Raw genomic sequence first — 20,590 nt, 5'->3', positions numbered from 1 at the left:
AAACGATGGCGCGATTAAGAAAGTCTTAAGAAAAACTGATCACTGACCTTGTCTGCATACCCTTGCAGACATGCAGGATTCAGGCCCGTGCAGACCTCCTCCAAAAACCGATCCATCGCGTATCTGCCATAACAACGCTGTGCCGACGGTAAAGTTGCCAGACCATCCCAGCCGCCTTGCGGATAAAACCTATTCACTTTTGTAAGAAACCCGTCCGATTGCGCCCCCGCGTGGTCACTTCTAGCGTCCGCGCATACTGGGTCCGCCCCCATATCCACACATCCAAACATGCAGAGAATACGCCAGATGCAAACCCTGCTTCTCGACCGATCAACCTGGGATCTGGTGGTCGATGCCAGTGGCAGTCTTGCCGTGGCGTCCGCACCCTATGCCGTTGCGCAGAACGTCGCCTGTGCGGTGCGCGTGTTTCTGGGGGAGTGCTGGTACAACACGGCTCTCGGCCTGCCGTATCTCACCAACATTCTCGGCCGCACCCAGTCCGCTGCCCTGTTCCGGGCCGATGTGGAGCAAACCGCCCTGAGTGTGGATGGCGTTGCACAGGCCGTGTGCGTACTCACCGGCCTCAGCCCGGCCCGCCGCCTGTCCGGCATCATCCAGTTAACCCTTACTGATGGGAGCCAGACCGTTGTCAGCCTCTAACACCGCCACAGGCACCACATCCGTCCCGGCTCCGGTGCTGGACGCCACGGGCTTCATGATGCCGGAAGAATCCGACATACTGGCCAGCGTTCTTGCCGATATTAACGCGGCTTTTGGCAATACCCTCAATACCGATCTCTCCACCCCGCAAGGGCAACTGGCGATGTCGCTCACGGCTATTCTGGGCGATGCGTATGACCAGTTTCTCGCCCTCGCCAACGGCGTAGACCCGGCCCGGGCTGAAGGCCGTATGCAGGATGCCATCGGGCGCATTTACTTCATGTCCCGCCTGCCGGCCACGCCCACAACCGTCACCTGTGTCTGCACCGGCGCGGCGGGCACGGTTATCCCGCAAGGCGCGCTCATCAAGGATCAGTCCGGCAACAGCTATACGGCAGATAATGCCCTCACGCTGGATGCCACGGGCACCGCGCAAGGCAGTTTTACCTGCACCAGTGCGGGGGAGGTGGTCTGTCCGGCAGGGAGTGTCACCATCAGCCAGTCCGTGGCGGGATGGAGTGCGGTCAGTAATCCCGCTGCCGGTGTCACAGGCCGCGCTGTGGAAAGTCGCGCCGCCTTTGAGGCCCGGCGCAAAACGTCAGTCGCGGTCAACGCCATTGGTCCGCTGGACGCTATTTCTGCCGCCGTGCAGGCCGTCTCCGGTGTGACAGATGCTTATGTGACGGATAACAGCACGGCTGAAAATGTCACCGTCAACGGCGTGACGCTTGCGCCGCACAGCCTGTATGTTTGCGCTCATGGCGGGGCAGATGCGGATATTGCTCTGGCCATTCTGCGCAAAAAGCCACCGGGCTGCGCCTATAACGGCAATACCACCGTCACTGTGGCGGACCCATCCAGCACCTACGCAACACTGCCCAGCTATACAGTCAGTTTTCAAAGGCCAGCGCCCACGCCGGTTTATGTTACGGTGCGTCTCGCGTCTTCCGCTGCCGTACCCGCTACAGTGACCACAGAGGCTCAGGCCGCCGTGCAATCCGCCTTTCTGGGGGATGACGGGGGCACCCGCGCCCGCATTGGCTGCACTCTTTATGCCAGCCGGTTTTATGCAGCGGTGGCGGGCCTTGGCTCATGGGTGCAGATTACGGAAATCACGGTTGGCACCAGCCCAAACCCCACCGGCTTTACCGTGCAGATGCAGGCCGACCAGATCCCGACGCTGGATGCCAGCACCATCAGTGTGGAACTGGTGTAATGCAGGACGTGCAGAAAACGGTCCTGTCACAATATGCCTGCGCCCCCAGCCTGAACGCCCTTATCACCGCCTGGAATCAGGCGTTTGACCCCGCAACGCTCATTGACCAGTGGTATGACCAGATCTGGAACATCGCCACGGCACAGGGCTACGGGCTGGATGTGTGGGGGCGGATTGTGGGCGTGCAACGCGTCCTCACTATTTCCTCTGAAAATTTCGTAGGCTTTGCAGAAGCGTCGGATCTGACCGAACAAGGCTTTAACATAGCCCCCTGGTATAAAGGCACCGCCACCAGCAGCAATGTCAGCCTGTCGGATGAGGGCTTTCGTCAGCTCATTTACGCCAAAGCGATGGCGAACATCACGGATGGGTCCGTCCTGAGCCTGAACCGTCTTCTCATGGCGCTGTTTGCCGGGCAGGGCGATGCGTGGGTGGAAGACCACGGTGACATGAGCATGACCTACGTTTTCAATTTTATCCCGACAGATGTGCAGGTTTCCATCATTCAAAGTAGCGGCGTCCTGCCGCGCCCGGCCGGAGTGGCCGTCTCTTACGCCATCAGGGGGCATGCATGAAGCAGTCTGATTTCCCCACACGCCTTGCAACACCCATTGCAGACAGCGCTGCGGCCAGTGATATTGCAACCATTCCCACAACACAGGCGCACTCGGGGGATGGCACGGCCTCGCTGGCGCTGGGTTTCCCACCAGAAACCTTCATTGCCCGCTCCGCAGGGGGGGTGCCCCCGCGCGGGCAGGACATGAACGGCCTGCTCAACCTGATTTCCAAAATCCTGCGTGCCTATCAGGCCGGATGCTGGGGAACGTTTGACGCAGGGTTTGCGCAGGCCATTGGTGGCTATCCGGCCGGTGCGGTTGTGTCCGGCACAACACCCGGTACATTCTGGGTTTCCACTGCGGATGATAACGTTACCATGCCCGGTGCGCAGGGTGCCGCATGGCAGAACCTGTTTACCGGCTATCTGCCGTTATCCGGGGGCACGGTCTCCTGGCTGAGCGTCAACGGTCCGGTGGTGGTGGAAGGGTTTGGCGGCCTGACCGCGCAGGCCATCCCCACCAACCCGCAGGTGGGGGATTATATCAACTATCCCAGCTTTGCCTCCAAAGCAGAAGGGCGGGGTGGCCAGTTTCTTGTCGGCTTGCAGGAAGAAGTGGGCACGACTTTCCGGGCCCTTCTGTCCCTGCAATTTACAGATGGTTCATGGCGTTATGTCCAGTGGGGCCAGAACCGGCGGATCAATGACAGCCAGTACGGAGACATTGCTTACACGTCAGACCTGAACTCATACGTTTCCGCTGGTCTTTATAACAGTGATTTCGGCACAGCAGATGGCCGGGTGATCAATCTGGCCTATGGCCACCGCATACAAGCGTTTCAGGCGAGTGTCGGGAACGGCACAACGGCTGGAACATGGGTAACATTCCCCGTCGCCTTTTCAGGAACCCCCGTTTTCTATCAGGCCAATTCCTGCGGCAATAGCGATGATGTGACGGACACCGATTACTGGTGTTACGGCGCAACAGCGACCGGCCTGTTTGTCCGCCCCCGCAACCATCAGGGGCCAGCCAATATCATCGTGATAGGGCCAAAATAATGACAGATGTGAAAACAGAGTATCCAGACCGTTATTATGCGGCCTATGACACTACGGCCCCGCAGCCCACACCGGTTACGGGTTGGTATGATACAGGGAGCATGAGCAGCCTTGCCGCTGTGCCGCCTGCTGCCAGTCTGATCCCCATCAGTGTGGAAGACTGGGCCAACACCACCAGCTTCCGCCTGCCCGGCGGACGCGGGGTGCTGAATGGAAAAGTTATTGATTATACGGCTCCCGTTCAGCCGGTGCCGCTTGTAACACAGGCTCAGAACGCACTTGTGGCCGCCCGCCAGACCATGTGGGCGGAGTATGGGGTAATGAATGAGCCGACCCCGGACGTATGGGTCACTTACCTCAAAGCACTGCGCGCCATTGCGGAGGGGCAGGATACTGCCAGCACAACACTCCCGCAGGCCCCGGCATGACGGCCCCTCTGCCATCCCCCAACTGGCGGCCCGCCCCGGCGCGTATGCTGCCGCTCATCCTTCCGCCGGGTCTGCGCCTGCGTGGTCTGGTCGCGCAGGAAGTCTGTCTGGCATGGGCGCCCAAAGCCAGTGGTGATAATCTGGATTTCACCCTCAACCCCAAAAACTGGCTGCACGGAACAGGGGATTACCTGGCCTCCGTCACCGCCAGTGTTCTGACAGCCACCGGTGCATCAACGGACCTGACTGTTCTCTGGGCTACCGTGCTGCACGGCATGGCCTGCATTTTTCTGGGGGGTGGGCCACCAGGCACGGTGCAGCAGGTTCAGGTGTCCGTCACCACGCAGCAGGGGCGTAGCCTTGTGCAGCCGGTGGCCGTAGCCATTCTGGCAGATACACCCGCCACAGCGCCTCAGCCTGTCCCGTGTCTGGCAGATGGCACCCCGGTTCCGCCTAACGCTATGGCGCTGCCGGGGGGCGGAATCCTCACCGGCCCGTCCGGAACCCCTTATCTTATCGCATAGCGGGAGAACCCATGTCCGGGTCAAGCAGTTTCACGGCATCCACACCCAGTGGCATGCCGCTTTCGGCGTTGCCGGTGCAACCTCAGCCCGCACCGGCTGATCTTGTTTTTGGCATCTTTAACGGGCAGGGGCAGTTTGTGCCTCAGTCTGCCATCTGGACCGGCGCTGTCTCTAAAACGGGTGACACCCTCACAGGATTGCTGAGCTGCGCCCTTGCCCCGACAGATGCCGCGCATCTGGTCAACAAGGCCTATGTGGATGCACAGAGCGGGCAGGTGAGCGGCACCGTTTCCACCCTCGTCACACAGGCGCAGGACGCCGCAACACAGGCGCAAACAGCCGTCGCCCACGCATCGGACGCCGCAGCAACCGTGGTGGCTGATCAGAAGGGTATTCCCAATGGTCTCGCCACGCTCTCATCCAATGGCAATCTGGTGCTGGGCGGGCTGGACTGTCTGGGCGTGCAGGATGGGCATGTGCTGATGGCTATGGACCTCCCCACCACGGACCCCGGCCTGCGCGGCGTCTGGTGGAATAACGGCGGCTATCTTTGTATTTCTCAAGGCACGTCTTCATGAGCCCTCTTCTCAAAACACGTTTTCTTCTCAGCCTGTGTTCCGGGGCAGCCGTTCTGGCGGGAGCAGAGGGTGCAGCATCTGCCCGGCCCAACCACCTGCTGCCGCAATATCAGGCGGCATGGCAGGCCACGGCGTCTGCGTCCGCCAGTCAGCTTTCCACGCTCTCTGCAACTGCGGCGGAGATCGCTACCCCGTCCACACCGTCCGGTTCCGGCACGGTAGCATCTGCGCAAACACCCACGCTCCTGCGCAGCGCGCTTATGGCCAAATCTCTGGCAAGCAGCGTAGCTTCTTACGTGCCTACGCGGCCACCGGGCGGGCTGGATGCCGCAACAGGTGTGCCCGCTTTGTGGCAGAACGCCACCATCGGGCAGATTGGCGCTATGGCCGATGGCAGCGTGCAGCAGTCCGATAAAGGCGCGCCCAACGGTGTGGCGGCGCTGGACGCCAATGGTGCGATGACGGCCCCTGTCTCGGGTGACCTCTCCACCGCGACGGCAAAAATTGGCGCAAACGGAGCCGTGGGCAGGCCGCTGGCGGAACGGTTTGCGGACCAGTTAAACGCAAAGGATTTCGGTCTGGCGCTGGACGGCAGAACGGATGACACCGCTGCCCTTCAGGCCGCCAAAAACGCCGCAGCCGCCGGGGCGGTCATTCAGCTTCCCGCAGGTAAGCTGACGCTCACGGCTCTGCCCACCGGCAGCACGCCCAACCTGTGGCAGGCTAACGGCACCTTGCAGGCTGATGGCGGTCCGCTGACCACTCTGGGCACGGACGTTCTGGAAAGCACGCTGGAAGGCGGTAAATATTTTGCCCGTGGCCAGACCTCAGCGGACATGGCCCCCGTGCTGCGGAAGGATCTGGATATCACCCATTCCGGCGGCACAACCGGATTTGTGATGAATCTGGAAAAGGGCAACTGCACCATCCCCTCCGTGGGGGCCGCACTGAATGACTATGTCTGGTGCCATTCCACGGTGCTGAACAGCGCAGCCTTTGGGGGCGGGCAGCATGTGGCGCAGGCCAGTCTGGCGCAGCGGCCCGCCAATGCGCTGGCGGATGGCAAAGGGTCACGCTCCCAGATCTGGGCCGGGTATGATGAAACCCGTGATGACACCGGCCAGCCGTCCAATATTGCCGGCAGTCTGGTGGGGCGGGAAATTGATGTCTATGCCAACGCGGATGACCCCAATAACTGGCGCATCGGCCTCCAGCTTCAGATTGCCGGAGCCGACAGCAGCGGAACGCCGGGCCGGGTGGGAAAGGGCATTGCGCTGGGGAATAATGACAGCACCAGCGCCTATGGCATCATGATTGACGCCGCAGGCCGGTTTGATACGGCGGGCATTGATCTCTCCCGCAGCACACCGGTCAATAACGCCCCGGTTCTGAATATCGGCGCAAACCGCAACCTTGCGTTTAGTGATGACCACAAGCCGCATTTTCAGTTTGATTCCGCCGCCTATACCCTGCGCTACTGGTATGACACCACGCCACTTTTTTCCGTTGGGATGAACGGGGATGTGACGACCGCCATTGCCAACCCCGGGAGCGGTATTGCGTGGACACTGGGTGGTCAGGCGCTCATTGGCCTCAATCTGACGAGCCTGAGCACGCCGGAAGCCGTGCGGCTGGGCACAGGGCAGGCGTTCTCCTGGGAACCGACGGCTATTGTGCAAACACGTTTTGCAGACGGTAAACTCACTGATCAGGTTGCCGCAGGGGTTGCCCGCACGCTGGATACACAGGGCAATGAGACCATTACCGGTGCGGCCCATAACAGCCAGACAGTCGTCAGCCTCAGCCAGCCCACCGCCGCCGCATTTGTGGCGGAGGGGACAGCCGCTATCGGGGTAGACACGACCGGTCTTGCCGCATCTGATGCGTTACGCATGGCGGAAGGGCAGCATGTATCATGGGAGCAGACAGCAACCGTGCAAACCCGTTTCACCAGCGGGCAGTTGCAGGATACGTGGGGCGGAACACCGCTGCGCTCACTGGACCAGAGCGGGAATGAAACGCTGACCGGCAGCAGCCTGAACAGCGGCATGACCACCACCATGAACAATGCCTCAGCCAGCGCCGTTACGTTGAACGGCACGGCAGGTATCGGCATCAATCTGTCCGGGCTGACCACGCCGCAGGCGGTGCGATTTGGCAGCGGGCAGGCTGTGGCGTGGGAGCCAACGGGGGTGATCACCACGGGCTACACCACAACGGGCCTGCGGGATGCCAACGGCAGCACCACCCTGCGCCTGCTGGACACGGCAGGGAATGAAACTCTGAGCGGCGCGCTAACCCCCGCTGGCGGCATCCGTCTGCCTACTTTCTCCCGCGCGGCCATCAAAGGCATGAGCAACCTGCCCATTGGCACCACGCTTTATGATGCGGATGATGACGCCCCGGCCATTTACACCTCCGCGGGCTGGAAACTGGCGGCGTTGAACGCCATGCCGTGACGGTTTTATGGCATGCCCGGTTCTTCTTGATGCGCCCGCACGCTCTCCTGTAATCTGGTGCCGACCTTTGCGCACAAGACATGAAGGCAGAGAGGCAGCATGAGAAGAAAAACAAGATTTGCCCTGCTTGCAGGAGGCATCCTTCTGGGGAGCGCTGCTCTGCAGGCACCGACGCCCGTTTTGGCCCGATCCGTGCATCTGGCCCCCAATGTGCCCAGCACAGTCGTGTCCGGCACGCTGGAAGGCGCTGGCACTGTTCCGTTTCATGTGCCCGTCAAGGAAGGGCAGAAGCTGAATATCCAGTGCCATTCCCGCAAAAGCGGCATTTACTTTTTTGTAAAAGACCCGTCTGGCAGCGTGGTTTATGATAGTGCGGGGAGCCCGCAGCCCGACAGGTGGACCGGTGAGGCCTCTTCTGCGGGCCTTTACACGGTCGGGGTTTATCAGAAGCGCTCTCCCATTCACCCCCATAAAGGGCAGACGGCATTTTTCCGCCTGCATGTAGCCGTTAATAACGACTGAGGTTTCAGCCGTGCGCCTTTGCCCGTAACGCCGCCCCTGCCGCAACGGTGGCAGGGGTAAGCGTGCGGGCAGGGCTTCCTGCGGGAACCCGTCCGGACCACCCTGCGGACTTTTGGAAAACAGTGTGGTACACCCCACCCCCTGCCTGCACAGGCAGAGCGGCCTGAAACTCTGGCCGGATGAGACAAAAGGGCAGGGGGCAGAGATGTCAGTGGAAAAAAGTTTCAAGGCCGTTCTGGACCGGGCGAATGAGAGCATCGCCGTCAAGATGACCATGCTGTTTGGCAGCATCTGGTGCGTTTACGTGTTTTTTGTGTTCTCGCTCATCCCGGTGCTGATGCCGCAATGGCAGAATACCCTGCTTTATATTAGCAACTGTATCCAGCTTGTGGCGTTACCGGCGCTGATGGTGGGCAATGCGGTGCTCAGCCGCGGGGCGGACAGGCGGGCGTCGGAAGACCATCAGGCTCTTCTGGAAATCCTCTCCGACGTGCGGGAAGAACTGGCGGACCTGAAGGACCGCACGGCAGGCCTCGCCCAAAGTGCCTCGGAAGCCCTGCAACGGCCAGAGCTGGAAAATGTGTCCATTTCCGACCAGACCTTTGTGGATGTGGAAGGTCAGAACGGCAAGCCGTCCGGCGGATAGCGCGCCTTAAGATAAGAAGGAGGCTGTCTCATGACACCACTTGCCCTGTTTGCTCTGGTGATGACGCTGGCTGCCGTCTTCGCCCTGCTGAATGACAGGCTACTCCGCCTGCCCATGAGCATTGGTATTCTGATCATCTCCCTGCTGGCCTCCGGCGGCCTGATGCTGGCGGAAGCCATGATGCCCGGGGCCGGGCTTGAGCGGGCGCGGGCCGTGCTGGCACAGATTGATCTGCCCCACACCCTGCTGGATGGCCTGCTGGTATTCCTGTTGTTTGCCGGGGCACAGGCCGTCGATACGCGGGATTTGTGGGGGCGGCGCTTTTCCGTTCTGGCACTCGCTGTGCTGGGCACGCTGCTGGCGGTCGTGCTTTTTGCCGTTGCCATGTGGGGTGTTTTTGGCCTGCTGGGCCTGCCGGTCTCCTTTGCATGGTGTCTGGTGCTGGGGGCTATTCTGGCCCCAACGGACCCGGTCTCCGTAGTGGGGATGTTGCGGCGGCTCGGGTTGCCCGGCCCGCTTCAGGCCCTGTTTGCGGGGGAAAGCCTGTTTAATGATGGCGTGGGTGTGGTGATTTTTACCGTCGCCCTCGGCATTGCAACACAGGGCGGCTCCGTCCATCTGGCCGGCCTTGCTGAGCCGTTTGGCTGGGAAGTGGGTGGCGGGCTGCTGCTGGGTCTGGTGGGCGGCGGCGTGTCTCTGCTGGGCCTGCGGGCCGCGCGGGACCACCATGTAGAATTGCTGATTTCTCTCGCTCTGGCCACGAGTGTTTATAGTCTGGCCGCAGCCTTTGGCATGTCCGGCCCCATTGCCGCCGTCACCGCAGGGCTGGCTATGGGCACGCCTACCGCACAGGCCGCCCTCACGCCGGAGGGCCGCTCCGAAATTCCGGCCTTCTGGGGGCTGGTGGATGAAGTGCTGAATGCGCTGCTGTTTGTGGTCATTGGCTTTCAGGTGCTCGCGCTGTCTTTCCACTGGCCGTTTGTGTGGGCTGCGGCGGTGGCCATCCCGCTCTCCGTTCTGGTGCGCGGGGCGAGCGTGCTGCTGGCTACCCTGCCGCTGTATCTGGTGGGGCGGGAAGCTCTGGGTGTGCTGGCCGTGCTGACATGGGGCGGCCTGCGTGGCGGCATTTCTCTTGCGCTGGTCCTCAGCTTGCCAGCCGGCCCTGAGCATGACCTGCTGCTGTGCGTCTGTTATACTGTAATAACATTTACCATTCTTGTTCAGGGGCTGAGCATGCAGCCTCTGGTGCGGGCATTTTATCCAGTCAGCCAGACCGGATCAAAGGAAGGATAACCCCCATGCGGGTGCGCGCTCATGCACGGCCAATCTTGCTGGCCACTGTTGTTTTTTCCGGTGCGCTGCCCGGTACAGTTCTGGCGCAGACCGCAACGGATGCCGTGGGGGCAGCCGGGAGCGTGCGGGCGGAAGAACCGGAGGCTACCAAACAGCGCGTTCCGCAGGCCCGAGGCAAAAGTGCCTCTGCTGGCAAGGTCACCCGTTCCGCCCATGCGCAGGGTGCGTCTGGGGCGAAGGCATTCGGCCCGGTGCAGGCGCAGGGGGCGGAGCAGATTGACGTGCATGCGGACCCGGTGGCGCTGCATGCGGGCGGCGGATTGCTGCGGCCGCAGGATGCGCCAAAGGCCATGAGTGTTGTGGGGGCGGACTTTATTGCCCGGCAGGCCCCCTCCGCCACGGCGTTTGATCTGGTGGCCCTGCTGCCGGGGGCCAATGTCGCGTCCTCCGACCCGCTGGGCTTTTCCCCACAGACCAATATTTCCGTGCGCGGCCTGAACGGGGATGCCATTGGCTACGTGCTGGAAGGCGCACCGCTAAACGATATTGCCTATTACACCGGCTACCCCAGCCAGTTTGCCGATAGCGAGAACTATGACAGCATTGCCCTCCAGCAAGGTGCGGCGGATCTGGACAGCCCGGTTCTGAACGCAGCGGGTGGGCTGATGAGCCTGCGCTTCCGCACCCCGGCGGAAAAAGCCGGAGGGATGGTGAACATCTCCTATGGCTCCTATGACACCAATCGGGAATTTATCCGGCTGGATAGCGGTGAGATCGGCAAGACCGGCCTGCGCGGCTTTGTGTCCTATTCTCATGGGGCCACCGATAACTGGCGCGGGCCGGGGCGGGATGTGCGCCAGCATGTGGACTTCAAGCTGCAAAAGGACTGGGGGCGCGGCAATACGGCGTCTCTGCTCGGCTCATGGAATCAGGCGATCGACAGCTATTATCCGCAGGTTTCCAAAGAGAGCTGGGCGCAGGACGGCATCCACGGCGCAAACAATCTGGCCAGACAGTATGATGTGAATAATGAAGCCGCAGGCACGGATTACTGGCGGCTTTATCGCCAGCCCGAGCGCACTTTGTATCTGGCCGCCCCGGTGGAACTGCACCTTACACGCGGGCTGACGCTCAAGGCCACGCCCTACGCGCAGGGTGCGTACGGGAACGCCCCCGGTGGCACGCAAATTCCGACTTCCGGCCTGTATAACGGCACGCAACCTCTGGCGGATGAACTCACGCTCCCCAGCACGCAGGAGGGCTGGGCCACCGTGCGGGCGGATTACACGCAGCGCAGCTATCGCTCCGGCTTTACCACCGCAATGGAGTGGAAGCGCGGCGTGAATGATCTCGTTCTGGGCTACTGGTACGACTATTCCGACGATAACGAGAAGCAGCAATTCACCGCTATTTCGGACGGAGGCTATGCGTCCAACATCTGGGGTAATGGCGGGGGGAGCGGGATTCACCTCTCCGATGGGTCTTTGCTGCTCGGCACCAATAACCACACCATCACGCAGACTAACGCGCTGTTTCTGGGGGATCGACTTTCCCTGCTGCATGACCGGCTTTTGCTGACGGCAGGCTTTAAGGAAGTGATGATGACCCGCACCGGCACCAACGCCATGCCGGGGGCGGCCTACCACGCCAATACCAACAGTGCGGTGCCGCTGCCGCGTCTGGCTGCGCGTTTCCAGATTACGCCGCATCATCAGGTCTTTTTCAGCGCGACCACCAATTTCCGCACTCCGGCGGAAACCGCGCTGTATGATGTGTTTGACCCCACCTCCGGCCAGACGGAAAACAAGGGCACCACGAACGTCAAGAACGAATATTCCATCTCGGAAGAGCTGGGCTATCGGTATGCGGATGATCGGTTTGTCGGCAGCGTGACGCTGTTTAACTACAATTTTACAAACCGGCAGGTGGAAACGCTGACGTCACAAAACGGCTCCTTCGTGCAGTCCACCATGAACGCAGGTGGCCAGACCAGCCGGGGCGTGGATGTGGAATTTGGCCTGCGGCCCTGGCATCACCTCAGCCCGTATGTCTCGGGTGAGTATCTGCACGCCACCATTGATAATGACATTGCCGCCAACGGTGACCTCCTGCCCACACGCGGCAAGACCGCCGTGCGCAGCCCCACGCTTCAGGCCGCTGCGGGGCTGACCTATGATGACGGGCACTTCTTCGGCACCGCGACCGTCAAATATACGGGCCACCAATATGCCACGTTCATGAATGATGAACGGATGTCCGACCACGTGACGGGCAATCTGGCCGTGGGCTACCGGCTTTCTGATGTGGCCATGCTGCACAAACCGGAGTTCCGCATGAACTTTATCAATATCAGCAACCAGCATTACCTGTCCGGCGTGGCAGACCCGACGCTGAACGCGAAGGACACCACGGGCCGCTACGGCACCACCATTGCAGGCAGCGCGCCGGATTACTACGTGGGCGGCGGGTTTGCAGCCCTGTTTACCGCCTCCACCGGCTTCTGAGGATGACGGGTATTCTCTCCCGCCTTTTTTCCGGGCAGCCCCCCAGACAGCCTCCGGCCACCACGCCGGGCCAGTTTGGTGTGCATGGCGTGCAGGACAAGCGCGACTGGCCACCGCTGACGGAGGCGGAAGTGGCGGCTGTTCTGGCGCAGTATGCCTCTTTGCCGTCCGTGACGGCCATTCTCTGGCACAGCATGCGGCCTTTTTCCGCTGCGGGTATTGTGTTGCTGAAAGGCGACGGCCCGAAAACGGTTGTGGTCAAACGGCATCATGCGCAGTTGCGCAGCGTGGCGGCGCTGGAGGTGGAACATGCCTTCATGCAGCATCTGCGGGAGCGGGGGATTCCGGTCAGCACCGTGCTGAGCACGGCGGAGGGCGCCACAGCAGTCACGCAGGATATCTGGACTTACGAGGTCTTTCTGCCCGCGCAGGGGGAAGACCTGTATCGGGACACCATGTCCTGGCTGCCCTACCAGTCCACCGACCATGCGCGTATCGCGGGGGCAGAACTGGCGCGGCTGCATAAGGCGTCGAAGGGGTTTGATGCCCCCGCCCGCGGCGAGACCTGTCCGCTGGTGTCCGGCATGGTGGCGGTGGGGCAGGCGGAGCTTCTGCCTGCACTACGGGCATGGATCACCCGGCAACCGGGGCTGGCCCAGCAACTGGCAGGCCGCCCGTGGGAGCAGGATGTGCAAACGGTGCTGGAACCGTTCCATGCAAAACTTCGCCCGCTACTGGCCGATGTTACGCCCTGCTGGGGGCATGGGGACTGGCACGGGTCCAACCTGCTCTGGGCAACGGGGCCGGAGGCTGGCGTGACCAGTGTTCTGGATTTTGGCATGGCGGACCGCACCTGCGCGGTGTTTGATCTGGCCGTAGCGCTGGAACGCAGCGGCGTGAAGTGGCTCGATCTGCCATCACCCGGCGTTGTGGTGTATCCGCAGATGCAGGCTTTGCTGCAAGGCTACCAGAGCGTGCGCCCGCTGAGCGAGGCAGAGCGCGCCTTGCTGGTGGCCTTCATGCCGCTGGTGCATGTGGAATTTGCGTTCTCGGAAGTGGCGTATTTCGGCACGTTGCTGAAGGACGCGGCATCGGCCGAGGTGGCTTATACAGAGTATCTGCTGGACCACGCCCGCTGGTTTGCCTCCAGAGAAGGGCGCGCTCTGCTGGGCTGGCTGCCGACTGAACTGGCGCGCGTCCCGGCTGCCCGACGGTGAGCCTGCTGGAACTCCTTGCCGTGCTGTTCAGCGCGGCGGGTGTGTGGCTCACGGGCCGGAGAACGGTTCTGTGCTGGCCGGTCATGCTGGTGGCTTCCGTGCTGTATGGCGCGGTGTTCTGGCGGGCGCATCTTTATGCGGATACGGCGTTGCAGGGCGTGTTTGCCGCCCTCTCGCTTTACGGCTGGTGGGGCTGGTTGCGCGGCGTGCAGGATGACGGCGCGGTGCAGGTGGTCCAGCCCCCGCGTGGCATCATGGTGCGCGGCGTGGTGCTGAGTGTGGCCGCCGGTGTGCTGCTGGGTGGCGTGCTGCAAACCTGGACGGATGACCCCAACCCCCTGATGGATGCGCTGCTCAGCACCTTCAGTATTTTAGGGCAGGTGTGGATGGCCCGGCGCTATCTGGCCTGCTGGCTGATCTGGCTTGGCGTGGACGTGCTCTATACCGGCCTGTTTGTGGTGCGGGAGCTGTATCTGACAGCGGGACTCTATGCCGCCTTTGTCGGGCTGGCCGTTGCAGGCTGGGTCCAGTGGCGGGCTGTTTGCGTTATAACAGAACCCGGAAAACCGCCATTTGAGTAAGTGGACTCTTCTCCACTTGACAATAATTCTCATTATCACGTAAGCGCCGCATATCGGTAACATATGTGTGGGTGACAAGGTAGCTATGAGAATTTCGCGCTCTGTGAAGGGTGTGCTCCCGGTGCTTCTACTGGCGGGCGCGGCCACATCGTCGGGCGCAGTGGCGGAAACGCTGCCTGTGCCGGAGAGCCAGTCCGACACGGAAAAATCGGCAGAGAAGAGCAAGACGCGCAAGGCCAGCGCAAACGCAGAGGTGGTGATTGTGACCGCCACAGGCCGCTCCAGCGCCTCTGCCTCTACCAAAACCCGCACACCCATTATTGAATCCCCTCAGACAATTTCCATTGTCAGCCGGGAAGAAATCGAATTGCGGGCGTCCCCCACCGTGGCCGATGCACTGTCCTATACCGCTGGCGTGCAGGCGGAACCCTCCGGCATTGATAGCCGCGTGGATGAAGTCTCGGTGCGTGGCTTTGGCGCAGGCGGGTTCTCCTCCAACAACAACTTTGTGGATGGCCTGCGCCTGCCGTCTGGCGGGCAGTGGACCCGGACCTCGTTCGATCCGTTCGCGCTGGAACAGATTGAAGTGCTCAAAGGCCCATCCGGCGCGCTATATGGACAGACGGCACCGGGCGGGGTGGTCAACCTTGTTACCAAACGCCCCACGGCCAAAAGTGAGGGCGAGTTCTTCCTGCAAGGCTCCGGCTTTACCAACCTCAATAACGGGCAGGGGCAGGCCTCGGGCGATCTGTCCGGCAAACTGAACAGGAGCGGCACCGTTACGGGCCGGGTTGTTGCACTGGCGCGGTATGGTGGCACGCAGGTCAACAGCGTGAACAATGGCCGCTACTACATTTCCCCCAGCCTGACATGGCAGCCCACGGTCAACACCAAATGGACGTTGCTGGCGCAGTATCAGCGTGATCAGGGTGGCTCCACCTTCCAGTTTCTGCCCGCCACGGGCACGCTGTATCCGTCTCATGGCCGGTATATCAAGAACGATGCCAATATCGGTGAGCCAAAGTGGGATACGTTTGACCGTAATCAGGCGCTGATCGGCTCCTTTCTGGAACACAAATTCAGCAAGTATCTGACGGTGCGTAACAACACGCGTTACACGTATCTGGACACACTCTATCGCGCTACCGTGCTCTCTGGTGACACGCTGAGCAAATGCCCCACCACCGTAGCGGGCTGCGTTGCAGGTGAGACCGTTAACCGCCGTGCCGTGGAAGGGCGCGGACGCTCGCAGGGTGTGGCGACGGATACGCAGATTGAAGGCCATGTGATGACCGGCCCGGTGCGGCATCTGCTTCTTGCTGGCACGGACTACTTCTATACCGACTGGAACCATGACCGGGATCTGGTTCAGTCCTCGCTGGTCCTGCCGGTGCTGAATATTTTTGATCCGCAGTCTCGTGGTTCTGCCGGGTATGGTGCAGCTCTTTCTCCGCAGGTTTATACCTCCACGGAAAGCCGCCAGAATGGCATCTATTTTCAGGATCAGCTCAAGTTTGACCGCCTGCGCGTCACCATCGGCGGGCGGCAGGACTGGGCGCGGGATGATACGCTGAACATCCTGACCCACAAACGCTACATCACAAAGTCCAATGCGTTCACCTGGCGGGCCGGGGCGGTGTATCTGTTTGATAACGGGCTGGCCCCGTATTTCAGCTACGCGCAGTCCTTCCAGCCGCAGGTGTCGGACCCGTCCACCTCGCGCGATGGTACGCCGTTTAAACCCACCAAGGGTGACCAGTATGAGGCCGGGCTGCGCTACCAGTACGGCAAGAGCATCTACATCACCTTTGGTGGTTACCAGATTACCCAGACCAACATGACCACGCCGGACCCGGACGGCACCATGTGCGGCACTTCCACCTGCCTTGTGCAGACAGGCAAGGGCCGCGTGCGCGGGCTGGAGCTGGAAGGGCGGGCAAACCTTGTGTGGGATACATCCGTTATCTTCACCGGCACGCGGAGTGATGCCAAAATCACCCGTTCCAACTATGGCGCACAGGTAGGCAATTATCTGCCGCAGGCTCCCAAATGGATGGCCTCCCTGTTTGTGGACAAACGCTTTCGCACCGGCATGTTGCAGGGGGTAGGGGCTGGCGGCGGTGTGCGCTATACCGGGCATAGCTATGGCGATACGGCCAATACCCTTTCCATCCCCGGCTATACGGTGTTTGACATGTTCCTGCGGTATGATTTCGGGGCGGCGCGGCCCCAGTGGAAGGGTCTGACCTTCTCCGTCAATATGCGCAACATTGCCAATAAACGGTTTGTGGCGACCTGCACCGCCATTTCCGCCTGCTATTACGGGCAGGGGCGCAGTGTGATTGGCCGTCTGGAATATCGTTGGTGAGTTCTGTGCTTTTCGGGTCTGCTGTGTGCGCTCTGGCTGTGGTGTGCAGTATGGCGGCGGGGGTGAGTGCCTATCTGGCCGCCCCGCGCCAGTTGCTGTTGCGTAAGGCGTTGCCGGTTGGGGCCGCGCTGGGTTTTGCGTCTGCTCTGGCCGGGGTGGCGCTGGGGCTGTTCTGCCAGGTGGTGGGGGTGTTTACCGCCGTGTTTGCACTGGGCGTGGTGCTGATGAGCGTGTGGTCCATCCTGCCGCTCTGTGTGGCGCTGGCGCGCCGGGGGCAGGATGTGTCATGAGCCGGACGGCGCAGAAATTGAGCAGCAAGAACTGGTTTTTCAAAGTGCTGGCGGCAGTGTTTGCGGGCGGCGTGCTGGTGTGCGGGCTGATGGGGCTTGTAGGCGTGCTGTGCCATACGGACGGTAGCCCGCGCTCAGCCTCCGGCCAGTATCTGATGTGGATGGCCGCCCTTTTGTGGAGCGCACTGCTCAGCGTGTGTTTCCTGTTCCGTTCCGGGCTTCAGGCATGGGGCGTGCTGATTGTGGCCAATGGTGTGGTCTGGGGCCTGTTTGTTGTGCTGCGGAGTGTCCTTTTATGAAACTGCGTGCGGACCTCGTGCAGCTTTACCGTGATGTTCATAGCTGGGTGGGCATTGTCGCCGGGCTTTTCCTGTTTGTGGCGTTTTACGCCGGGGCTGTCACCATGTTTGAGGAACCGCTGCAAAGCTGGGCCTCAGCCCCCATAGCTCTGCCGCCGCCGGTCAGCCTTGAGCAGACGCCCGCACTTTTGGAAAAGGCACTGGCCGCCTACCCGGAAGCACGGGATGATTACACCATTGCCGTGACCCCGGAAGATGCACAACGCGGCCGCCTGACATGGGATGGCAGCGGCGGGCAGGTGCATCATGGCCCCACGCAAAGCATGGCGGCGGGGCTGGATGCACAGGGTAACCTTGTTGTGGTGCCCAAAACACCCTCCGAGGCCGCGCATTTTGTGGATGTACTGCATCAGCAGGTTGGTCTGCCGTTGCCGCATACGCCAGCCATGGTGCTGATGGGCGCTGTGGCATTGCTCTATGCTGTCGCGCTTGTTTCTGGGGTGATTGCGTATCTGCCCGCGCTGGTCAAAACGCTGTTTGCGGTGCGTCTGGGCCAGAGTGTGCGTAAACGCTGGCTGGATGTGCATAATCTGCTGGGGCTGTTCTCACTGCCGTTCCATCTGGTCATGGCGATTTCCTCCGTGGTGTTTGCTTTCCACGGGCAGATTTTTGCTGTGGAACACATGCTGTTTCCCGGTTCTGCTGCTGGTCAGCATGGTGGCATGCATGGCGGAGGGCGCGGCGGTGAGCATGGCGGGCATGGGGGCGGTCCGGGGCACGGGCATGGGCCGGCTCAGGCGGCCAGCGGTGCGGCAGACACGGCCCCTGCACCAGCTCCGGCCCCCCAGCGCGTGCTGGCCCCCACCGAAATTCTTGCGCTCATGGCGCGGCAGGCTCCGGGGTTTGTGCCGGAAGTGCTGAACTACATGCAGCTTGGCCACGGCAAGGATGTGGTGCGGGTGTTTGGGCATGATGCGCGCTACCCCACACGCGGCCCGACGGGTGGCTTTGTGGTGCTGAACTCCCACACGGGCGCGGTGCAGTCCGGCGAGTATATGCCGGGGCATCAGCCTGCAAAATTTGCAGTTTTAACGACGTTTTTTGCTCTGCATTTTGGCAGCTTTGGCGGAACACCCGTGCGCTGGGGGTATGTGGTGTTGGGGCTGGGCGGGGCGTTTTTGTTCTATACGGGCAATCAGCTCTGGATTGTCAGCCGCAGGCGGCGTGAGCGGGAAAGCGGTCTGGTGGTGGAAACACGCGGCACAAAGCTGCTGGCGGCTCTCACATCCGGCTGCACGACGGGCTGTGTGGCGGGGATTTCCGCCGTGTTCTGCGCGGTGCCTCTGTTACCCTATGGCGGAAGCTATGGTGCAGTTTCTGCTGTTTATTACAGCGTGTTTTGTGTGTTTGTGGCGGCGGCATTCTGCCTGCCCGGCCAGCGTGGCATCCGGCTGCTGCTGGCGGCTGCGGGTGTGGTGACAGCGTGTGTCCCGCTCATGCTCTGCCTGCACGGGGCGCATCTGCTGCGCACACCGGAAGGGCTGGGTGTTGCGGTTATGGCCGCTTTGCTGAGTGTGTTTCTGTTTGCCAGTGCGGCGAAGCATACGCGGGAGATTTAAGAGAACTCTTTTTTATCTCAACAACCGCCTGAACGACCCTTGAGAGTGATGTTCTTAAATCGCAGTGTGCGTAACATCTTCTCGGTTTAGTGCGTGCCGGTCAGCGCCATCTGTGCAGCCACCACAGCGGTGACGCCGGTATTATACAGCGCGTGGCAGGCAGCAGTGGTCCAGAACGGGCTGCCGCGGCGGGATCGGGTCGTCAGATAAAAACAGGCAAAGAAGCAGGCAGACCCGCTCAGCCCGACATCCAGCGCCATGGGCCAGTTGCGGTGCGGGGTGATGGGACTGCCGCTGCTATGGTGGTCCAGCGTGAAGAGCAGGGTGGTGGTTACAAAAGATAAACCCCACAGCCAGCCTTGATTTTTGATGAACCGCCGGAAAAATGCGTATGGCAGATAGAAAAAAATAAAGGTTTCAAACACGGGCGCAGCCAGCATGGCTGTGAAGGCAAACAGCGGGAGAGAGGCCGGATTGGACGCCTTGTCCACACTCCCGCAGAGCGACAAAATCATCAGCCCCAGCGGACACAGAATGGCCTGAGCCAGCAGGCACCGCAGGCAATAGCGCCAGTTGATAGCAAAGCGGTTTTCAGCCTGCTCAGCGTTGCCAGTCTTGTCAGCCTCAGGCGTGGGGGCCTCTGTCGTCTGGTCTGGGAAGGGCATGGGTGCAGGCTTTGCTGTCAGGAAAAGATGATGGTGCGGTGGCCGTTGAGCATCACGCGCTGTTCCACATGCAGTTTAACAGCACGGGCCAGCACCTGAGATTCAATGGAGCGGCCAGCCGCCACGTAATCCTCGGCGGACAGGCTGTGGGTGACGCGCGCGGTCTCCTGCTCGATAATCGGGCCTTCATCCAGATCCGGCGTGACGTAATGGGCGGTTGCGCCAATCAGCTTCACGCCCCGCGCAAAGGCCTGATGATACGGCCGCGCCCCCTTGAAGGACGGCAGGAAGGAGTGATGGATGTTGATAATGCGTCCGCTCATTTCCGTGGAGAACGCATCGGACAGCACCTGCATATAGCGGGCCAGCACAATCAGGTCGGCTTTTGTTTCCGCCACAAGGGCACGCAGGCGGTCTTCCTGCTCGGCTTTGTTGTCCTTGTTAACTGGCCAGTAATAGTAGGGAATGCCTGCCTGTGCGGCGGTGGCGGCGCTGTCCTGATGGTTGGAGACAATGGCCACAATCTCAGCCCGCAGCCAGTTGACGCGCACCTGATACAGCAGGTTGAGCAGCGCGTGGTCAAACTTTGAGACCATGATAATCAGGCGCGGCAGCACCGCAGCGTCATGCAGGCGCATGGTCATGCCGAACTCGGTTTTAACCGGGTCCAGACAGGCGCGGATGTCCTCCATGGGAACGGGGGAGGTAAAGGCCAGCCGCATGAACAGGCGGCGGGCAGTCTGGTCACTAAACTGGTGGGTTTCCCGAATGTCCGCGCCCTTGTCTGCCAGAGCGGTGGAAACAGCAGCAACAATGCCCGGTTTGTCCGGGCAGGAAAACGTCAGGGTAAAGTGCATGGCGCGTCAGCGGTCCTTGTATCGGCCAGCCCTGCCGGAAGGACGCAGGGCCTGAGAGGGCGTGGAGTGTGCCAAGGGCCGGGCCATACGGCAACCAGCCGCAGGACTCGCCAGAGAGCGCGGGTGTACAGCCGATGATGTGGATGACTCGCCTCTTTATCGAATCGTTAACACTGTCCATCAGGCAGATGAGTCAATCACAAAAATATCACAAAAGCTCTGAGACGCAGAAAACAGCCATTTATACCA

General features: G+C 61.2%; 20 protein-coding genes. 18 read left to right on the top strand and 2 right to left on the bottom strand.

Features of this window, described 5'->3' with window-relative positions; genetic code table 11:
• The first annotated feature begins 306 nt into the window (after positions 1 to 306).
• The 18 genes from HK23_RS01025 (at position 307) to HK23_RS00940 (ending at position 18,819) form a co-directional block, all read left to right on the top strand.
• Complete coding sequence (locus tag HK23_RS01025) at positions 307 to 660, top strand: hypothetical protein (protein WP_086652535.1); 354 nt, start codon at positions 307 to 309, stop codon at positions 658 to 660.
• Positions 632 to 1,876 (top strand): baseplate J/gp47 family protein, encoded by a 1,245-nt coding sequence (locus HK23_RS01020; RefSeq protein ID WP_086652534.1) that lies wholly within the window; start codon positions 632 to 634, stop codon positions 1,874 to 1,876. The genes HK23_RS01025 and HK23_RS01020 overlap by 29 nt, the downstream gene beginning before the upstream one ends.
• Positions 1,876 to 2,451: a DUF2612 domain-containing protein gene (locus HK23_RS01015; RefSeq protein WP_086652533.1), complete on the top strand. Its 576-nt coding sequence runs from the start codon at positions 1,876 to 1,878 to the stop codon at positions 2,449 to 2,451. Before HK23_RS01020 ends, HK23_RS01015 begins: the two co-directional genes overlap by 1 nt.
• Positions 2,448 to 3,491 (top strand): hypothetical protein, encoded by a 1,044-nt coding sequence (locus HK23_RS01010; protein WP_086652532.1) that lies wholly within the window; start codon positions 2,448 to 2,450, stop codon positions 3,489 to 3,491. The genes HK23_RS01015 and HK23_RS01010 overlap by 4 nt, the downstream gene beginning before the upstream one ends.
• Positions 3,491 to 3,919 carry a hypothetical protein gene (locus HK23_RS01005; RefSeq protein ID WP_256939998.1) on the top strand — a complete coding sequence of 143 codons (429 nt, stop codon included), beginning with the start codon at positions 3,491 to 3,493 and terminating at the stop codon, positions 3,917 to 3,919. Before HK23_RS01010 ends, HK23_RS01005 begins: the two co-directional genes overlap by 1 nt.
• Positions 3,916 to 4,443: a phage fiber-tail adaptor protein gene (locus HK23_RS01000; protein WP_086652531.1), complete on the top strand. Its 528-nt coding sequence runs from the start codon at positions 3,916 to 3,918 to the stop codon at positions 4,441 to 4,443. Before HK23_RS01005 ends, HK23_RS01000 begins: the two co-directional genes overlap by 4 nt.
• A gap of 11 nt (positions 4,444 to 4,454) precedes the next feature.
• Entirely contained in the window at positions 4,455 to 5,021 is a 567-nt protein-coding gene (locus HK23_RS00995) for a hypothetical protein (protein WP_063907822.1), read from the top strand.
• On the top strand, positions 5,018 to 7,480 hold the full coding sequence (locus HK23_RS00990; protein ID WP_086652530.1) for a hypothetical protein: 2,463 nt from the start codon (positions 5,018 to 5,020) through the stop codon (positions 7,478 to 7,480). The genes HK23_RS00995 and HK23_RS00990 overlap by 4 nt, the downstream gene beginning before the upstream one ends.
• A 99-nt stretch (positions 7,481 to 7,579) precedes the next feature.
• Complete coding sequence (locus tag HK23_RS00985; RefSeq protein WP_086652529.1) at positions 7,580 to 8,002, top strand: hypothetical protein; 423 nt, start codon at positions 7,580 to 7,582, stop codon at positions 8,000 to 8,002.
• A gap of 205 nt (positions 8,003 to 8,207) precedes the next feature.
• Entirely contained in the window at positions 8,208 to 8,648 is a 441-nt protein-coding gene (locus HK23_RS00980; RefSeq protein ID WP_086652575.1) for a hypothetical protein, read from the top strand.
• 30 nt (positions 8,649 to 8,678) lie between these two features.
• Positions 8,679 to 9,941, top strand: a complete 1,263-nt coding sequence (locus tag HK23_RS00975) for a cation:proton antiporter (protein ID WP_063909058.1) — start codon at positions 8,679 to 8,681, stop codon at positions 9,939 to 9,941.
• A 5-nt stretch (positions 9,942 to 9,946) separates the two neighbouring features.
• Entirely contained in the window at positions 9,947 to 12,445 is a 2,499-nt protein-coding gene (locus HK23_RS00970) for a TonB-dependent receptor (protein WP_086652528.1), read from the top strand.
• 2 nt (positions 12,446 to 12,447) lie between these two features.
• On the top strand, positions 12,448 to 13,662 hold the full coding sequence (locus HK23_RS00965) for a phosphotransferase enzyme family protein (protein ID WP_086652527.1): 1,215 nt from the start codon (positions 12,448 to 12,450) through the stop codon (positions 13,660 to 13,662).
• Complete coding sequence (pnuC, locus tag HK23_RS00960; RefSeq protein WP_086652526.1) at positions 13,659 to 14,243, top strand: nicotinamide riboside transporter PnuC; 585 nt, start codon at positions 13,659 to 13,661, stop codon at positions 14,241 to 14,243. The genes HK23_RS00965 and pnuC overlap by 4 nt, the downstream gene beginning before the upstream one ends.
• Before the next feature lie 121 nt (positions 14,244 to 14,364).
• The gene (locus HK23_RS00955) at positions 14,365 to 16,611 is read left to right on the top strand and encodes a TonB-dependent siderophore receptor (protein ID WP_231888409.1); all 2,247 of its coding nucleotides are present in this window, start codon (positions 14,365 to 14,367) and stop codon (positions 16,609 to 16,611) included.
• On the top strand, positions 16,608 to 16,901 hold the full coding sequence (locus HK23_RS00950; protein ID WP_086652525.1) for a hypothetical protein: 294 nt from the start codon (positions 16,608 to 16,610) through the stop codon (positions 16,899 to 16,901). The genes HK23_RS00955 and HK23_RS00950 overlap by 4 nt, the downstream gene beginning before the upstream one ends.
• Positions 16,898 to 17,200, top strand: coding sequence for a hypothetical protein (locus tag HK23_RS00945; RefSeq protein WP_086652524.1), 303 nt, complete (start codon positions 16,898 to 16,900; stop codon positions 17,198 to 17,200). Before HK23_RS00950 ends, HK23_RS00945 begins: the two co-directional genes overlap by 4 nt.
• A complete protein-coding gene (locus HK23_RS00940) occupies positions 17,197 to 18,819 on the top strand; it encodes a PepSY-associated TM helix domain-containing protein (protein WP_086652523.1) in 1,623 nt (540 codons plus the stop codon). Before HK23_RS00945 ends, HK23_RS00940 begins: the two co-directional genes overlap by 4 nt.
• A gap of 86 nt (positions 18,820 to 18,905) precedes the next feature.
• Here HK23_RS00940 and HK23_RS00935 read toward each other — a convergent pair whose 3' ends face one another.
• Together HK23_RS00935 and purU are read right to left on the bottom strand one after the other, a co-directional pair.
• The gene (locus HK23_RS00935) at positions 18,906 to 19,484 is read right to left on the bottom strand and encodes a CPBP family glutamic-type intramembrane protease (RefSeq protein WP_086652522.1); all 579 of its coding nucleotides are present in this window, start codon (positions 19,482 to 19,484) and stop codon (positions 18,906 to 18,908) included.
• Between the two features lie 17 nt (positions 19,485 to 19,501).
• On the bottom strand, positions 19,502 to 20,341 hold the full coding sequence (purU, locus tag HK23_RS00930; protein ID WP_086652521.1) for a formyltetrahydrofolate deformylase: 840 nt from the start codon (positions 20,339 to 20,341) through the stop codon (positions 19,502 to 19,504).
• Positions 20,342 to 20,590 lie beyond the last annotated feature (249 nt).

The sequence above is a fragment of the Acetobacter malorum genome, assembly GCF_002153605.1.
Classification (GTDB): Bacteria; Pseudomonadota; Alphaproteobacteria; order Acetobacterales; family Acetobacteraceae; genus Acetobacter; species Acetobacter malorum_A.
Note: the sequence above shows the minus strand (reverse complement) of the source record. Positions and strands in the feature narration are given on the sequence as shown.

Excerpts from the sequence above, each read along its gene's own strand:
- HK23_RS00990 (WP_086652530.1), top strand. The coding sequence starts at position 5,018 with ATGAGCCCTCTTCTCAAAACACGTTTTCTTCTCAGCCTGTGTTCCGGG.
- HK23_RS01005 (WP_256939998.1), top strand. The coding sequence starts at position 3,491 with ATGACAGATGTGAAAACAGAGTATCCAGACCGTTATTATGCGGCCTAT.
- HK23_RS01020 (WP_086652534.1), top strand. The coding sequence starts at position 632 with ATGGGAGCCAGACCGTTGTCAGCCTCTAACACCGCCACAGGCACCACA.
- HK23_RS00975 (WP_063909058.1), top strand. The coding sequence starts at position 8,679 with ATGACACCACTTGCCCTGTTTGCTCTGGTGATGACGCTGGCTGCCGTC.
- HK23_RS00935 (WP_086652522.1), bottom strand. The coding sequence starts at position 19,484 with ATGCCCTTCCCAGACCAGACGACAGAGGCCCCCACGCCTGAGGCTGAC.
- HK23_RS00945 (WP_086652524.1), top strand. The coding sequence starts at position 16,898 with ATGAGCCGGACGGCGCAGAAATTGAGCAGCAAGAACTGGTTTTTCAAA.
- HK23_RS00995 (WP_063907822.1), top strand. The coding sequence starts at position 4,455 with ATGTCCGGGTCAAGCAGTTTCACGGCATCCACACCCAGTGGCATGCCG.
- HK23_RS00985 (WP_086652529.1), top strand. The coding sequence starts at position 7,580 with ATGAGAAGAAAAACAAGATTTGCCCTGCTTGCAGGAGGCATCCTTCTG.
- HK23_RS00970 (WP_086652528.1), top strand. The coding sequence starts at position 9,947 with ATGCGGGTGCGCGCTCATGCACGGCCAATCTTGCTGGCCACTGTTGTT.
- HK23_RS01015 (WP_086652533.1), top strand. The coding sequence starts at position 1,876 with ATGCAGGACGTGCAGAAAACGGTCCTGTCACAATATGCCTGCGCCCCC.
- HK23_RS01010 (WP_086652532.1), top strand. The coding sequence starts at position 2,448 with ATGAAGCAGTCTGATTTCCCCACACGCCTTGCAACACCCATTGCAGAC.
- HK23_RS00965 (WP_086652527.1), top strand. The coding sequence starts at position 12,448 with ATGACGGGTATTCTCTCCCGCCTTTTTTCCGGGCAGCCCCCCAGACAG.
- HK23_RS01000 (WP_086652531.1), top strand. The coding sequence starts at position 3,916 with ATGACGGCCCCTCTGCCATCCCCCAACTGGCGGCCCGCCCCGGCGCGT.
- HK23_RS01025 (WP_086652535.1), top strand. The coding sequence starts at position 307 with ATGCAAACCCTGCTTCTCGACCGATCAACCTGGGATCTGGTGGTCGAT.
- purU (WP_086652521.1), bottom strand. The coding sequence starts at position 20,341 with ATGCACTTTACCCTGACGTTTTCCTGCCCGGACAAACCGGGCATTGTT.
- HK23_RS00940 (WP_086652523.1), top strand. The coding sequence starts at position 17,197 with ATGAAACTGCGTGCGGACCTCGTGCAGCTTTACCGTGATGTTCATAGC.
- HK23_RS00980 (WP_086652575.1), top strand. The coding sequence starts at position 8,208 with ATGTCAGTGGAAAAAAGTTTCAAGGCCGTTCTGGACCGGGCGAATGAG.